Raw genomic sequence first — 14,013 nt, 5'->3', positions numbered from 1 at the left:
CCCTAGTTTCTCCGCAGGAGCCTGGTGGCCCCCGCCGCCACCGTGGTCGCCAGGATCCAGCCGAGAAGGACCATCGACGCCGCCAGCCACTGCCAGCCGCCGCGCAGCTGCCAGAAGCCGACCTGCCCCAGGTCGATCACCGGAAGCAGCAGGTCGAGGGCGAAGAGGGCGGGATTCCAGGCCGGATGGTCGCCGCCCTTGAGCGGCGGATGGCTCGCGTGTGCGAACGCCAGCGAGCCCGCGGCCCACAGCACCGCCATCCAGACGGCGGCCCGGCCCGGCCGGTACCCGTAGGCGACCGTCAGGTCCTGCACGTAACCCCAGAACTTCGCGGCCGGCGGCAGGGTCTCCCGGCGCCGGCGCTGCTTGGCGAGCAGCACCTCACGCGCGTCCTCGTCCTCGCCGCCGGCCCGCAGCACGGCGGCGAGCCTCTCGTACGGCTCCGGGTTGTACTCGGCGGTCGCGGCCGCCACCCACTCCAGCCGCTCGGCCAGCGGGAAGGGGCCGTGCGGCACGAGGTTCTCGTAGGCGAAGCCGCCCATGTGCAGATTGCCGGGCCCCGGCCAGGCGCTCGCCCGGTCCACGAGGTTGCCGACGCGGGCGCCCGACAGGACCACCTTGCCGCGCTGCGGCCGCTCCCCGAGGAAGCGCAGCTCGGGCGCCTGGATGCGGCGCAGCGACAGCTCCTGCTCCTCGGTGAAGGTGAACCGGGCCCGCTCCAGGTCCACGGCGTCCCCGAACCGCCCGTCGTCCAGTCGCACCCCGCCCTGGCACTCGAAGCGCTGGATCCGCGTCCCGCGCGCGGGGGTCGCCCCGCTCAGCATGGACGCGCCGACGCCCGCCGGGGTCAGGTACAGCGTGCGCTCGACGGTCAGCTGGGGGGCGTTCAGCGCGAGCCGCGTGTACGGGTTGTTCAGCCGGGCGCCGCGCAGGCTCAGCGAGACGCCGATGGTGGCGCTGCGCAGGCTCAGCTCTCCGTGCGACTCCAGCAGCTCGGCCTGCAGGTCCTGGCCCACGGTCATGCCGTCGGCGGCGATGGAGCGGCCGCTGCGGTCGCGGTAGACGATCGCCTGGTTCATCAGCAGGTCGGTGCCGATGTGCGCGTCGGTCAGCCGTACGCCGTTGTGGAAGCGGCAGCGGGGGAAGTGCAGATCGCCCTCCGTGTGCACCCGGGCGGCCTCCAGGCGCGGCACCGAGCAGTCCACGAACCGCGCGGTGGTGAACCGGGCCTCCGGCAGCAGGATCTCCCGCTCGAAACGGCAGCTTTTCATCTCCACGTACGGCACCACCGTGCCGCCCGCGAGGTCCAGGGTGCCGCTGATCTGCACGCCGGTGAGCTTCAGGGACGACACCCGGCCCGCGAGCGCGGGCGGGCCGTCCAGGAGCAGCCAGCAGACGATGCGCGCGCGTACCGTCCGTTCGGGCCCCCAGGGGTGTCCGCCGTGCGGATCGTCGACGACGGTGTCGCCGCTGCTCAGGTCGTACACGGTGCCGTTGCGGAAGGCCTGCCACATGCCGGCCTCGGCGGCGGTCAGATCGTCCGGCAGGTCTCCGTTCCGGAAGCCGGCCCCCTCGGTCACGTCTCTTTCATCCCCCTCATCTACTCACGGGTTTCGTACAGCTGTTCATGCCCGTTGAGTGACCTACGGAACACTAGACGTGAAGGGGATCTTCCGGGTTCCGACGGGTTCCGTATCAGCCACTGGAATGCGCGAACGGCCGCTGACGGGGGTCTGAGAGAATTGGGATCGTGATCTCCCGAATCGATCTGCGCGGCGACGCCCTCCCCGAGGGCCCCGCCCTGCGCGACCTGCTGCCCCGAGCCGACTTCGACGTCTCGGCCGCCCTGGAGAAGGTGCGTCCGATCTGCGAGGCCGTGCATCATCGGGGCGACGCGGCGCTGATCGACTTCGCCGAGAAGTTCGACGGCGTACGGCTGGAGCGGGTGCGGGTGCCCGCGGAAGCCCTCACGCGCGCGTTGGAGGAGCTCGACCCGGACGTGCGGGCGGCCCTGGAGGAGTCCATCCGCCGCGCCCGTCTGGTCCACCGCGCACAGCGCCGCAGCAGCCACACCACCCAGGTCGTGCCCGGTGGCAGCGTGACCGAGAAGTGGGTGCCGGTCGACCGGGTCGGGCTGTACGCCCCGGGCGGCCGGTCGGTCTACCCGTCCTCCGTGATCATGAACGTGGTGCCCGCGCAGGAGGCGGGGGTCGAGTCGATCGCCCTCGCGTCCCCCGCCCAGGCCGAGTTCGGGGGCCTGCCGCACCCGACGATCCTCGCCGCGTGCGCCCTCCTCGGCGTCGACGAGGTGTACGCCGCCGGCGGTGCGACCGCCGTGGCGATGTTCGCCCACGGCACCGAGTCCTGCCCGCCCGCCAACATGGTCACCGGCCCCGGCAACATCTGGGTCGCCGCCGCCAAGCGCTACTTCACCGGGAAGATCGGCATCGACGCCGAGGCCGGCCCGACCGAGATCGCGGTCCTCGCGGACTCCACCGCCGACCCGGTGCACGTCGCCTCCGACCTGATCAGCCAGGCCGAGCACGACCCGCTGGCCGCCGCGGTCCTGGTCACCGACTCCGTCGAACTCGCGGACGCGGTCGAGAAGGAGCTGGAGCCGCAGGTCGCGGCCACCCGGCACATCGACGACCGGATCGTGCCCGCGCTGAAGGGCAGGCAGTCCGCGATCGTCCTCGTCGACGGCATCGACGAGGGCCTCAGGGTCGTCGACGCGTACGGCGCCGAGCACCTGGAGATCCAGACCGCGGACGCGGCCGTCGTGGCCGACCGGGTGCGCAACGCCGGCGCGATCTTCATCGGGCCCTGGGCGCCGGTGTCGCTGGGCGACTACGCCGCCGGGTCCAACCACGTGCTGCCGACCGGTGGCTGCGCCTGCCACTCCTCCGGGCTGTCCGTGCAGTCCTTCCTCCGGGGCATCCACATCGTCGACTACACGAAGGACGCGCTGGCCGAGGTCGCGCACCACGTGGTGACGCTGGCGGAGGCGGAGGATCTGCCGGCCCACGGCGCGGCGATCAAGGCACGGTTCGACTGGAAGGTACCCGGAAGCAAGTGACCGGCATCGACGATCTCCCCGTACGGGACGAGCTGCGCGGCAAGTCCCCCTACGGCGCGCCCCAGTTGGACGTCCCCGTACGGCTGAACACCAACGAGAACCCCTACCGGCTGCCCGAGCCGCTGGTCGAGCGCATCGTCGAGCGCGTCCGCGAGGCCGCCCGCGATCTCAACCGCTACCCGGACCGGGACGCCGTCGAGCTGCGCACCCGGCTCGCCGAGTACCTGACGGACACCTCCGGGCACGAGGTGGGCCCGGCCAACGTCTGGGCCGCCAACGGCTCCAACGAGGTCCTCCAGCAGCTGCTGCAGACCTTCGGCGGACCGGGCCGTACGGCGATCGGCTTCGAGCCGTCGTACTCGATGCACGCGCTCATCTCGCGCGGCACCGGCACCGGCTGGATCACGGGTCCCCGCAACGAGGACTTCACGATCGACGTCGAGGCGGCCGTGGCAGCGATCGCCTCGCACAAGCCGGACGTCGTCTTCATCACCACCCCCAACAACCCCACCGGCAACGCGGTCCCGCCCGACACGGTCCTCGCGCTGTACGAGGCCGCGCAGGCGGCGAAGCCGTCCATGGTCGTGGTCGACGAGGCGTACATCGAGTTCAGCCACGGCCACTCGCTGCTGCCGCTCATCGAGGGGCGGCCCCACCTCGTCATCTCGCGGACCATGTCGAAGGCGTTCGGGGCGGCCGGGCTGCGCCTCGGCTACCTCGCCGCGCACCCGGCGGTCGTGGACGCCGTACAGCTCGTACGGCTGCCCTACCACCTGTCGGCCGTCACCCAGGCGACCGCGCTCGCGGCCCTGGAGCACACCGGCACGCTGCTGAAGTACGTCGAGCAGCTGAAGGCCGAGCGGGACCGGCTGGTGAACGAGCTGCGCGCGATCGGCTTCGACGTCGTGGAGTCGGACGCGAACTTCGTGCAGTTCGGGCGCTTCGCGGATTCGCACGTGGCCTGGCAGAAGATCCTCGACCGGGGAGTCCTGGTCCGGGACAACGGCATTCCGGGGTGGCTGCGGGTCAGCGCAGGCACCCCCGAAGAGAACGACGCGTTCCTCGACGCGGTCCGTGAACTGAAGAAGGAGCAGAGCACATGAGCCGCGTGGGACGCGTGGAGCGAGTGACCAAGGAGACCTCGGTGCTCGTCGAGATCGATCTCGACGGCAGCGGCAAGGTCGAGGTGTCGACGGGTGTCGGCTTCTACGACCACATGCTCGACCAGCTCGGCCGGCACGGTCTGTTCGACCTGACGGTGAAGACCGAGGGCGACCTGCACATCGACTCGCACCACACCATCGAGGACACCGCCCTCGCCCTCGGCGCCGCCTTCAAGCAGGCGCTCGGCGACAAGGTGGGCATCTACCGCTTCGGCAACTGCACGGTCCCGCTGGACGAGTCCCTCGCCCAGGTCACCGTCGACCTCTCCGGCCGCCCCTACCTCGTGCACACCGAGCCCGAGAAGATGGCGCCGATGATCGGCGAGTACGACACCACGATGACCCGGCACATCCTGGAGTCCTTCGTGGCGCAGGCGCAGATCGCCCTGCACGTGCACGTGCCGTACGGCCGCAACGCCCACCACATCGTGGAGTGCCAGTTCAAGGCGCTTGCCCGGGCCCTGCGCTACGCCTCCGAGCGCGACCCGCGCGCGGCCGGCATCCTCCCCTCCACGAAGGGCGCGCTGTGAACGGGCTGTCGACCCTCCTGATCGTCGTCGGCCTCTTCCTGGCCGGCGGCATCTACTCCTTCGTCAAGCAGCAGATGCCCAAGGGCCTCATCGTGCTGCTCTCCATCGCCGCCGGGATGTGTCTGGTCGCCGGTGTCATCAGGCTGGAGGTGTGGAATTGAGCGACTCCAAGCGTGTGGTCGTCTTCGACTACGGCTTCGGCAACGTGCGTTCCGCCGAGCGCGCCCTCGCGCGCGCGGGAGCCGACGTCGAGATAACGCGTGACTACGACAAGGCGCTGAACGCCGACGGTCTGCTGGTGCCCGGAGTCGGCGCCTTCGCCGCCTGCATGCAGGGCCTCAAGGAGGCGCGCGGCGACTGGATCATCGACCGCCGGCTCTCCGGCGGACGCCCGGTCATGGGCATCTGCGTCGGCATGCAGATCCTCTTCGCACGCGGCATCGAGCACGGCGTGGAGAGCGAGGGCCTCGATGAGTGGCCCGGTTCGGTCGAGCCGCTGCAGGCCGACATCGTGCCCCACATGGGCTGGAACACCGTCGACGCGCCGGCCGACTCCCAGCTGTTCGCCGGCCTGGACGCGGAAGCCCGCTTCTACTTCGTGCACTCCTACGCCGTCCACGACTGGTCGCTGGAGACGCACAACCCGTCGATACGGGCGCCGCGCGTGACCTGGTCGACGCACGGCAAGCCCTTCGTGGCCGCCGTGGAGAACGGCGCCCTGTGGGCCACGCAGTTCCACCCCGAGAAGTCCGGCGACGCCGGTGCGCAGCTGCTGAACAACTGGATCGGAACCCTCTGATGCCCTCGAAGCTCGAACTCCTTCCCGCCGTGGACGTCCGCGACGGCCAGGCGGTCCGCCTCGTGCACGGCGAGTCCGGCACGGAGACCTCCTACGGCTCCCCCCTGGAGGCCGCCCTGTCCTGGCAGCGGTCGGGTGCGGAGTGGCTGCACCTGGTCGACCTGGACGCGGCCTTCGGCACCGGCGACAACCGGGAACTGGTCCGTCAGGTCACCGAGGCCATGGACATCAAGGTCGAGCTGTCCGGCGGCATCCGCGACGACGCCTCCCTGGCCGCCGCGCTCGCCACCGGCTGCACCCGCGTCAACCTCGGCACCGCCGCCCTGGAGAGCCCCGAGTGGGTCGCCAAGGTCATCGCCGAGCACGGCGACAGGATCGCCGTCGGTCTCGACGTCCGCGGCACGACCCTCAAGGGCCGCGGTTGGACCAGCGAGGGCGGCGATCTCTACGAGGCGCTGGAGCGGCTCGACAAGGAGGGCTGCGCCCGCTACGTCGTCACCGACATCGCCAAGGACGGCACGCTCCAGGGCCCCAACCTGGAGCTGCTGCGCAACGTCTGCGCGGCGACCGACCGCCCGGTGGTGGCCTCCGGCGGGGTGTCCTCGCTGGACGACCTGCGGGCCATCGCCGAGCTGGTGCCGCTCGGTGTCGAGGGATCGATCGTCGGGAAGGCCCTGTACGCGAAGGCGTTCACCCTGGAAGAGGCCTTGGAGGCGGTGGCTCAGTGAGCGATCTGCGACGCGTCGCGACCGGCGCGCCCTGGGAGGAGACCTTCGGGTACTCCCGTGCGGTGGAACTCCCCAACGGCCTGGTGCTGGTCTCCGGCTGCACCTCGATAGTGGACGGCGAGATCGCCGGAGGCGGTCCGTACGAGCAGACGGTCAACTCCTTCAACGTCGCCTTCGCGGCGCTGAAGGAGCTGGGGCTCGGCCGGGACGACGTGGTGCGCACCCGTATGTACATCACCCATGCCCGGGACGTGGACGACGTTGGCCGCGCCCACAAGGAGCTGTTCGACGCCGTCCGGCCCGCCGCATCGATGATCATCGTCTCCGGCTTCGTGGACCCCAGCCTGGTCGTCGAGGTCGAGGTGGAGGCGTTCCGAGGAGACACCGCAGCATGACCCTTGCCGTACGAGTCATCCCCTGCCTGGACGTGGACAACGGCCGGGTCGTCAAGGGCGTCAACTTCCAGAACCTGCGCGACGCGGGCGACCCCGTCGAGATGGCCAAGGTGTACGACGCCGAGGGCGCCGACGAGCTGACGTTCCTGGACATCACCGCCTCGTCGGGCAACCGCGAGACGACCTACGACGTGGTGCGCCGCACCGCCGAGCAGGTGTTCATCCCGCTGACGGTCGGCGGCGGTGTCCGCACGGCCGAGGACGTGGACAAGCTGCTGCGGGCGGGCGCGGACAAGGTGGGCGTGAACACCGCGGCCATCGCCCGGCCCGACCTGATCCGCGAGATCGCCGAGCGCTTCGGCCGGCAGGTGCTGGTGCTGTCGGTGGACGCGCGGCGCACCGAGTCGGGTTCCTTCGAGGTGACCACGCACGGCGGCCGCAAGGGCACCGGCATCGACGCGGTCGAGTGGGCGCACCGGGCCGCCGAGCTGGGCGCCGGTGAGATCCTGCTCAACTCGATGGACGCGGACGGCACCAAGGACGGCTACGACCTGGAGATGATCGAGGCCGTCCGCAAGCACGTGACCGTCCCGCTGATCGCCTCCGGCGGCGCGGGCAGACTGGACCACTTCCCGCCGGCCATCGCGGCGGGCGCGGACGCGGTGCTGGCGGCCTCGGTGTTCCACTTCGGCGATCTGCGGATCGGCGAGGTGAAGGAGACGCTGCGGCGGGCGGGGCACCCGGTGAGGTGACACCGCGCTCTGCTCGAGCCCCGGTCGCTGCCACTGGCGACCGGGGCTTTCTGTCGGGCAGGTGCGGGAACGGATGCGCGAGCAGATACGAAAGGAAGATTGCGCAAAATATATTGCGCAACTTTTCTTTCGTATCTACTTTGGGGGCATGTCACGCGAGCAGAACCGCCCGATCACCGACCTCGGCACGCTCAAGGCACTGGCCCATCCGCTGCGGATGCAGCTGTACCGCGGGCTGTGCGTGGCCCGTGTCGCCACCGCCTCGCACCTCGCCGACCAGGTCGACGAGGCTGTGTCGCTGGTCAGCTACCACCTGCGCAAGCTGGCCGAGCACGGGCTGATCGAGGAGGCGGAGCCGCAGAGCGGGGACGGCCGTGAGCGCTGGTGGCGGCCCTCGTCGGAGGGCGTGAGCATCCGCGACCGGGACTTCCGTGACGCGCCGGAGAGGGCGGCCGCGCACCTGGCGGCCACGCGGCTCTTCCACGAGCAGCGTGCCGACATGTACCGCCGCTACCTCGACGAGCGCCCCACCTGGAGCGCCGAGTGGAACGCGGCCGCCCCGGACAGCGAGTCCCTGCTGCGGCTGACGGCCGGCGAACTCGACGAACTCCGCGAGGAGTTGCTGGCCCTCGCCAGGAAGTACGACGAGAAGGGCCGGGCCGCCGAGGCCGCGGGCGACACCGAGGGGCGCGAGAACGTCGCGCTGCACATGTACGGCTTCCCGTTCCGTGTCTGATTCCCGATTCCGCGATCCGCGTCCGAGAGGGACCCGCCCGTGACCGCCACGACCACCACCGTGCCCACCGCCCGGGCCGCCGTCGTCGACACCCCCGCCCATCGCGACGGCAACGTGCTGCGGTGGCTCGCCGCCTACACCGCCTCCATGACCGGCGACAGCGTGTACTACATCGCCCTGTCCTGGGCGGCCGTCCAGAGCGGTACGCCCGCGCAGGCCGGGATCGTGATGTCGGTCAGCGCGCTGCCGCGGGCCCTGCTGATGCTGGGCGGAGGAGTGATCGCCGACCGGCTGGGGCCGCGCAGGGTCGTCATCGGCAGCGACGCGGTGCGCTGTCTGACCGTGCTCGCCGTGGCCGCGCTGCTGTTCCTCACCAGCCCCGGCCTGTGGCCGCTGGCCCTGCTGGCGCTCGCCTTCGGGACCGTCGACGCCGTGTTCCTGCCGGCCGTGGGAGCCCTCCCCGCGCGCGTGACGAGCCGCGGGCAGCTCACGCGCGTGCAGGGCATGCGAGGGCTCGCCATCCGCTTCGCCGGCGTGGTCGGGGGACCGCTCGGCGGCCTCGCGGTGGCGGTCGGGGGAGCGGCGGCCGCGTTCGCCTTCGCGGGCCTGCTGATCGCGATATCGGTGCCGCTGCTGGTCTCGGTGCGGATACGGGAACTGCCCGCGGACGACGTGACGGCCGACGCCGAGAAGGTGAGCGGCGGCGCCGCCGGTGGCGGGAAGACCCGCGCCGAGGACGCCGTCGGGACCGCCTGGCACGACCTGCGGGTCGGGCTGCGGTACATCCGCCGCCACCGTGTGCTCGCCCCGCTGATGCTGGCGATCGCCCTCGGTGACCTGGGCTTCGTCGGGCCGCTCAACGTCGGGCTGACGTTGCTCGCCGACGAACGCGGCTGGGGCGCCTCCGGGATGGGCTGGGTGCTCGGCGGGTTCGGAGCCGGGTCCGGCCTCGCCTCCCTGCTGCTGGCCGTACGCGGGCGCGTGCCGCACGCCGGGCACGTGATGGCGTACGCCTGCCTCGGCGGGGCGGTCGCGATCGGCGCCCTGGCCTTCGTCCCGGACGTCGTCGCGGCCGCCGGAGTCGCGCTGCTGGTCGGACTGCTCGCCGGGCTCAGCGGCGCCCTGTGCGGTGCCCTGCTCCAGACCCAGGCCGACCCCGCCTGCCTGGGCCGCGTCACCGCCGTGGCCTCACTGGTCAGCCTCGGCTTCGCACCGCTCAGCATGCCGCTGTCCGCCGCCGCGATCGGCGCCTTTGGCACCGGCCCGGTCTTCGTGACCAGCGCGGCGGTGTGCGGGCTCGGCGGGGTCGTCGTACTGTCCGCGAAGAACCTGCGCCGCGCCGAACTCCCGACCTGACCGACCGGACGCATGGGGCGCGACCGGACTCACGAGGCGCGACCGGACTCACGGGGCGCGACCGGACTCACGGGGCGCGACCGGACTCACGAGGCGTGACCGGTCGAAATCCGAGGCCCGGCCGGACTCACAAGGCGCGACCGATCCCCCCGGGGCCGCCCGGCCGGACCCCGAGGCGCAGCCGACCCCGCCCCGAGCGCGACCGAACCCCCGGCCCGGACCGTCAGATTCCGAGTTCCTTCGCCTCGTGCAGCCTGGCGATCGCCTCCTTGTCGCCGTCCAGCTCCACCTTGGCCGCGCTCTGCCGCCCGTACAGGAACAGCAGCAGCTCCGACGGCTCACCGGTCGCCGTCACGACCGGCGTGCCCCGGTGCGCGACCGCCGTCTGGCCGTCCGGGCGGCGCAGCACCAGGCCGGTGGGCACACCGCGGCCCATCAGCCGGGCGGTGCGCTCCAGACGGGACCACAGGGCGTCCTGGAACACCGGGTCCAGCTCGCGCGGCGTCCAGTCGGGGCGGGCCCGGCGGACGTCCTCGGTGTGGACGTAGAACTCGACCGTGTTCGACAGCTCCTCCACCTGCTTGAGCTGGAACGGCGAGAAGCGCGGCGGGCCGGTGCGGATCAGCTGGATCAGCTCTTCGTAGGGCTTCTCGGAGAACTCGGTCATCACCCGGTCCAGGCGGGACGCGAGCTGCTTGATCAGCAGACCGCCGGCGGCGTCGGGACGGCGCTCGCGCACCACCACGTGCGCCGCGAGATCGCGGGTGAGCCAACCTTCGCAGAGAGTCGGGGCCTCCGGGCCCTCGGCCTCCAACAGATCGGCGAGGAGAAGTCGTTCACGCTTGGCGAAAGTCGACATGCAGTCAGCCTACGACCGCGCCCCGGGTCCGCACAGTGGACACCACGCCAGGCTTGTCAGTGGCGCGCGGCACAATGGCCCCATGACCAGCACGCCCCCAGCCAGCAGCCTCGACCCCGAGATCGCCGCACGCCTCAAGCGCAGCGCCGACGGGCTCGTCCCCGCCATCGCCCAGCAGTACGACACCGGTGAGGTGCTCATGCTCGGCTGGATGGACGACGAGGCGCTGCACCGCACGCTGACCACCGGCCGCTGCACCTACTGGTCGCGCAGCCGCCGGGAGTACTGGGTCAAGGGCGACACCTCCGGCCACTTCCAGTGGGTCAGGTCCGTCGCCCTGGACTGCGACGCCGACACCGTGCTGGTCAAGGTGGACCAGGTCGGAGCCGCCTGCCACACCGGCGCGCGCACCTGCTTCGACGAGGACGTGCTCCTCAAGGACGGCGCTGATTCCGGTGCCGCCGCCTCGGATCAGTAAGGTCAGCCGCCATGGACCTCGAGACCTTCCGCAAGCTGGCCACCGACCGCCGTGTCATCCCCGTCACGCGCAAGCTCCTGGCCGACGGCGACACCCCGGTCGCCCTTTACCGCAAGCTCGCCGCCGAGCGCCCCGGCACCTACCTGCTGGAGTCCGCGGAGAACGGCCGCTCGTGGTCCCGCTACTCCTTTGTGGGCGTTCGCTCGGCCGCGACCCTGACCGCGCGCGACGGCCAGGCGCACTGGCTGGGCACCCCGCCGGTCGGCGTCCCCGTCGACGGCGATCCGCTGGCCGCCCTGCGCGCCACCATCGAGGCCCTGCACACCCCCCACCAGGAGGGCCTGCCGCCCTTCACCGGCGGCCTGGTCGGCTACCTCGGCTACGACATCGTCCGCCGCCTGGAGAAGATCGGCCCGGGGGAGCGGGACGACCTCCAGCTGCCCGAGCTGACCATGCTGCTCACCAGTGACCTCGCCGTCATGGACCACTGGGAGGGCTCGGTCCTGCTGATCGCCAACGCGATCAACCACAACGACCTCGACACCGGCGTCGACGAGGCCTACACCGACGCGGTGGCCCGCCTGGACGCCATGGAGGCGGACCTGTCCCGCGCGGTGGCCCAGCCCCCGGCGGTCCTGCCGCCCTCCGAGCTGCCCGAGTACACCGCGCTCTGGGGCGGCCCCGACTTCCAGGAGGCCGTCGAGGACATCAAGGAGCGCATCCGGGCCGGCGAGGCCTTCCAGGTCGTCCCCTCGCAGCGCTTCGAGACGCCGTGCACGGCCAGCGCGCTGGACGTCTACCGGGTCCTGAGGGCCACGAACCCGTCGCCGTACATGTACCTCTTCCGCTTCGACGGCTTCGACGTCGTGGGCTCGTCCCCCGAGGCCCTCGTCAAGGTCGAGGACGGACACGCGATGGTCCACCCCATCGCCGGCACCCGGTGGCGCGGGGCGACCCCGCAGGAGGACCAGGCCCTCGCCGACGAGCTGCTCGCCGACCCGAAGGAGCGCGCCGAGCACCTGATGCTGGTCGACCTCGGGCGCAACGACCTGGGACGCGTCTGCGAGCCGGGCTCCGTGGAGGTCGTCGACTTCATGTCCGTCGAGCGGTACTCCCACGTGATGCACATCGTCTCCACGGTCACCGGCAAGGTGGCGCGGGGCCGCACCGCCTTCGACGTCCTGACCGCCTGCTTCCCCGCCGGCACCCTCTCCGGCGCCCCCAAGCCCCGCGCGATGCAGATCATCGACGAACTCGAGCCGTCCCGGCGCGGGTTGTACGGCGGCTGCGTCGGCTACCTCGACTTCGCGGGCGACTCCGACACCGCGATCGCCATCCGTACCGCCCTGCTGCGGGACGGCACCGCCTACGTCCAGGCCGGCGCCGGAATCGTCGCCGACTCCGACCCGGTCGCCGAGGACACGGAGTGCCGCAACAAGGCGGCGGCGGTCCTCAGGGCGGTCCACACGGCGAACCGCTTGGGCAAGTAGGGCGCTTCTCACGGAACCCCGGGTGCCCGTTCGCCCGGGGTTCGGGTGATAGTGGGGTACGTGACTGCTGTACCGCACCCCCGTTCCGAAGCCGCCGGACCCGCCAAGGCCGGACGTCTGAGTCTCGCCGTCGCCCTGCTGGGCGGCGCGCTCGGCGCCGCCGTGGCGCTGCTGGCCACCCGCCAGCAGTGGTCCGAGGGCACCGCGACCGTAGCCGGCGGGGCGTTCCCGCTGACCGCCAAGGGCAGCGACGTGACCGGTGTCCCGGCCGCCCTGGCCATAGTGGGCCTGGCCGCGCTCGTCGCCGTCTTCGCCGTCCGCAAGGCGGGGCGCCTCCTGGTCGCCGCGCTGCTCGCGCTCTCCGGGGCGGGCATTGTCGTGGCGGCGCTGATCGGCGCCGGCGACTCGTCCGCGCTGGACGAGCAGGCGGCGAAGGCCTCCGGCGACACCTCGGCGACGGTCTCCGCCCTCAGCCACACCGCGTGGCCCTACGTCGCCGTGGTGGGGGGTGCGCTGATCCTCCTGGCCGGTCTGCTGGCCCTTCGGTACGGGCGGCTGTGGCCCGCGATGTCGGGGCGGTACGAGCGGGACGGGGCGCCCCGGGCGCGTCGCAAGGCCCCTGTCGTCGACCCCGACCGGCCCGAGGACATCTGGAAGGCGCTCGATCGCGGGGAGGATCCCACGCAGGCGTAGGGGTTCTCCCGACCCCCGAACACGTCGCGCCCCCGCGTGCGGAACAATGGGGCCGAGCGTCCGGCTCAGTCATCACGTACTTCAGCACCTAGGAGCAAGCAATGGCGGGCAGCAGCCACGGTCACACCCCGGCCGCCTGGACCGGTGTCACGATCGCCTTCATCGGTTTCTGCGTCGCGGGCGCCTTCATGGTGATGGCCCAGCCGGCGGGCTTCTGGGCCGGCATGGCGATCGTGGTCATCGGCGGCGTCGTCGGCTGGATCATGAGCGCCATGGGGATGGGCATGCCCAAGGACACCCACAAGCCGCTCGTCACCGCGCAGGCCGAGTCGGCGGACGCCAAGAGCTGACGCGAACCTCGTGGAGGGGCGGTCCGGCGCGAACTGCCGGGGCCGCCCCTCACGCGTTCGACGCGGGAGCGGGGGACAATGCCAGACGTGAACGCAGACAGTCAGCCGGTACTGCCCCGCAACGGCCTGCCAGGACGCCTGGCCGTCCCGGGCGGCATCCTCGCGGCCGTCGCCGCGGCCTTCACCTACGTGGGGACCGTCGACCCCAACCAGCCCGGCCACTACCCCGTCTGCCCGCTGTACCGCATCACCGGCCTCTACTGCCCCGGCTGCGGCGGACTGCGCAGCGCGCACGCCTTCGTCCACGGGGACTTCCTCGGCGCGCTCCAGGACAACGCACCGGCCGTTGTGGGCTATCTGGGCTTCGCCGTGCTGTGGACCGTCTGGGTGGTCCGCGCGGCGCGCGGACGGCCGTTGAACCTCGGTCTCGGGCCGGTGCACCTGTGGACGGCGGGGGCATTGCTGCTGGTCTTCACGGTTGTCCGGAACCTGCCGTTCGGTGGCTGGCTTCATCCTTGATCAACTGGTGAATGTCCAGGTAGTGGGACCGGCGTCAACCGGATGCGAGGGCTACGCCCTCCTGCGGATACCATCGCAGTGACCACTTG

The 14,013-nt window shown here is 71.7% G+C and carries 17 protein-coding genes; 15 read left to right on the top strand and 2 right to left on the bottom strand.

What is annotated here, in order from left to right; translation table 11 throughout:
* Positions 1-2: 2 nt before the first annotated feature.
* Complete coding sequence (locus IOD14_RS33590) at positions 3-1,580, bottom strand: oxidoreductase (protein ID WP_123988570.1); 1,578 nt, start codon at positions 1,578-1,580, stop codon at positions 3-5.
* Positions 1,581-1,750: 170 nt separating this feature from the next.
* On the opposite strand from IOD14_RS33590, the gene hisD reads away from it, so the two are divergent.
* The 10 genes from hisD to IOD14_RS33540 all read left to right on the top strand — a co-directional run bounded on the left by hisD (position 1,751) and on the right by IOD14_RS33540 (position 9,535).
* Positions 1,751-3,076, top strand: coding sequence for a histidinol dehydrogenase (gene hisD, locus IOD14_RS33585; protein ID WP_123988569.1), 1,326 nt, complete (start codon positions 1,751-1,753; stop codon positions 3,074-3,076).
* The gene (locus tag IOD14_RS33580) at positions 3,073-4,179 is read left to right on the top strand and encodes a histidinol-phosphate transaminase (RefSeq protein ID WP_123988568.1); all 1,107 of its coding nucleotides are present in this window, start codon (positions 3,073-3,075) and stop codon (positions 4,177-4,179) included. Before hisD ends, IOD14_RS33580 begins: the two co-directional genes overlap by 4 nt.
* Complete coding sequence (gene hisB, locus IOD14_RS33575; protein WP_123988567.1) at positions 4,176-4,769, top strand: imidazoleglycerol-phosphate dehydratase HisB; 594 nt, start codon at positions 4,176-4,178, stop codon at positions 4,767-4,769. Before IOD14_RS33580 ends, hisB begins: the two co-directional genes overlap by 4 nt.
* Positions 4,766-4,930: a hypothetical protein gene (locus IOD14_RS33570; RefSeq protein WP_174269095.1), complete on the top strand. Its 165-nt coding sequence runs from the start codon at positions 4,766-4,768 to the stop codon at positions 4,928-4,930. Before hisB ends, IOD14_RS33570 begins: the two co-directional genes overlap by 4 nt.
* Positions 4,927-5,568 (top strand): imidazole glycerol phosphate synthase subunit HisH, encoded by a 642-nt coding sequence (gene hisH / locus IOD14_RS33565; RefSeq protein ID WP_123988566.1) that lies wholly within the window; start codon positions 4,927-4,929, stop codon positions 5,566-5,568. Before IOD14_RS33570 ends, hisH begins: the two co-directional genes overlap by 4 nt.
* Positions 5,568-6,296, top strand: a complete 729-nt coding sequence (gene priA / locus IOD14_RS33560; protein ID WP_053850461.1) for a bifunctional 1-(5-phosphoribosyl)-5-((5-phosphoribosylamino)methylideneamino)imidazole-4-carboxamide isomerase/phosphoribosylanthranilate isomerase PriA — start codon at positions 5,568-5,570, stop codon at positions 6,294-6,296. The genes hisH and priA overlap by 1 nt, the downstream gene beginning before the upstream one ends.
* Positions 6,293-6,691, top strand: a complete 399-nt coding sequence (locus tag IOD14_RS33555; RefSeq protein WP_123988565.1) for a RidA family protein — start codon at positions 6,293-6,295, stop codon at positions 6,689-6,691. The genes priA and IOD14_RS33555 overlap by 4 nt, the downstream gene beginning before the upstream one ends.
* Positions 6,688-7,443 carry an imidazole glycerol phosphate synthase subunit HisF gene (hisF, locus tag IOD14_RS33550; protein ID WP_123988564.1) on the top strand — a complete coding sequence of 252 codons (756 nt, stop codon included), beginning with the start codon at positions 6,688-6,690 and terminating at the stop codon, positions 7,441-7,443. The genes IOD14_RS33555 and hisF overlap by 4 nt, the downstream gene beginning before the upstream one ends.
* A gap of 148 nt (positions 7,444-7,591) precedes the next feature.
* Positions 7,592-8,179, top strand: coding sequence for a helix-turn-helix domain-containing protein (locus tag IOD14_RS33545; RefSeq protein ID WP_123988563.1), 588 nt, complete (start codon positions 7,592-7,594; stop codon positions 8,177-8,179).
* Between the two features lie 39 nt (positions 8,180-8,218).
* Positions 8,219-9,535 (top strand): MFS transporter, encoded by a 1,317-nt coding sequence (locus tag IOD14_RS33540; protein ID WP_249126121.1) that lies wholly within the window; start codon positions 8,219-8,221, stop codon positions 9,533-9,535.
* Positions 9,536-9,758: 223 nt separating this feature from the next.
* Here IOD14_RS33540 and IOD14_RS33535 read toward each other — a convergent pair whose 3' ends face one another.
* Positions 9,759-10,394 carry a TIGR03085 family metal-binding protein gene (locus IOD14_RS33535; RefSeq protein WP_123988562.1) on the bottom strand — a complete coding sequence of 212 codons (636 nt, stop codon included), beginning with the start codon at positions 10,392-10,394 and terminating at the stop codon, positions 9,759-9,761.
* A gap of 82 nt (positions 10,395-10,476) precedes the next feature.
* On the opposite strand from IOD14_RS33535, the gene hisI reads away from it, so the two are divergent.
* The 5 genes from hisI to IOD14_RS33510 all read left to right on the top strand — a co-directional run bounded on the left by hisI (position 10,477) and on the right by IOD14_RS33510 (position 13,924).
* A complete protein-coding gene (gene hisI, locus IOD14_RS33530) occupies positions 10,477-10,872 on the top strand; it encodes a phosphoribosyl-AMP cyclohydrolase (RefSeq protein WP_123988561.1) in 396 nt (131 codons plus the stop codon).
* Positions 10,873-10,883: 11 nt separating this feature from the next.
* On the top strand, positions 10,884-12,362 hold the full coding sequence (locus tag IOD14_RS33525) for an anthranilate synthase component I (RefSeq protein WP_123988560.1): 1,479 nt from the start codon (positions 10,884-10,886) through the stop codon (positions 12,360-12,362).
* A gap of 51 nt (positions 12,363-12,413) precedes the next feature.
* Complete coding sequence (locus IOD14_RS33520) at positions 12,414-13,055, top strand: TIGR02234 family membrane protein (RefSeq protein ID WP_123988559.1); 642 nt, start codon at positions 12,414-12,416, stop codon at positions 13,053-13,055.
* Positions 13,056-13,156: 101 nt separating this feature from the next.
* Entirely contained in the window at positions 13,157-13,405 is a 249-nt protein-coding gene (locus tag IOD14_RS33515; RefSeq protein WP_123988558.1) for an HGxxPAAW family protein, read from the top strand.
* Between the two features lie 78 nt (positions 13,406-13,483).
* The gene (locus tag IOD14_RS33510; protein WP_123988557.1) at positions 13,484-13,924 is read left to right on the top strand and encodes a DUF2752 domain-containing protein; all 441 of its coding nucleotides are present in this window, start codon (positions 13,484-13,486) and stop codon (positions 13,922-13,924) included.
* Positions 13,925-14,013: the final 89 nt, after the last annotated feature.

Source organism: Streptomyces sp. A2-16 (genome assembly GCF_018128905.1).
In the GTDB taxonomy this organism is placed as follows: Bacteria; Actinomycetota; Actinomycetes; order Streptomycetales; family Streptomycetaceae; genus Streptomyces.
The sequence above is the reverse complement of the archived record's forward strand: the minus strand, read 5'-3'. Positions and strand labels throughout refer to the sequence as shown.

Excerpts from the sequence above, each read along its gene's own strand:
- hisB (WP_123988567.1), top strand. The coding sequence starts at position 4,176 with ATGAGCCGCGTGGGACGCGTGGAGCGAGTGACCAAGGAGACCTCGGTG.
- priA (WP_053850461.1), top strand. The coding sequence starts at position 5,568 with ATGCCCTCGAAGCTCGAACTCCTTCCCGCCGTGGACGTCCGCGACGGC.
- hisF (WP_123988564.1), top strand. The coding sequence starts at position 6,688 with ATGACCCTTGCCGTACGAGTCATCCCCTGCCTGGACGTGGACAACGGC.
- IOD14_RS33545 (WP_123988563.1), top strand. The coding sequence starts at position 7,592 with ATGTCACGCGAGCAGAACCGCCCGATCACCGACCTCGGCACGCTCAAG.
- IOD14_RS33535 (WP_123988562.1), bottom strand. The coding sequence starts at position 10,394 with ATGTCGACTTTCGCCAAGCGTGAACGACTTCTCCTCGCCGATCTGTTG.
- hisI (WP_123988561.1), top strand. The coding sequence starts at position 10,477 with ATGACCAGCACGCCCCCAGCCAGCAGCCTCGACCCCGAGATCGCCGCA.
- IOD14_RS33525 (WP_123988560.1), top strand. The coding sequence starts at position 10,884 with ATGGACCTCGAGACCTTCCGCAAGCTGGCCACCGACCGCCGTGTCATC.
- IOD14_RS33515 (WP_123988558.1), top strand. The coding sequence starts at position 13,157 with ATGGCGGGCAGCAGCCACGGTCACACCCCGGCCGCCTGGACCGGTGTC.
- IOD14_RS33510 (WP_123988557.1), top strand. The coding sequence starts at position 13,484 with ATGCCAGACGTGAACGCAGACAGTCAGCCGGTACTGCCCCGCAACGGC.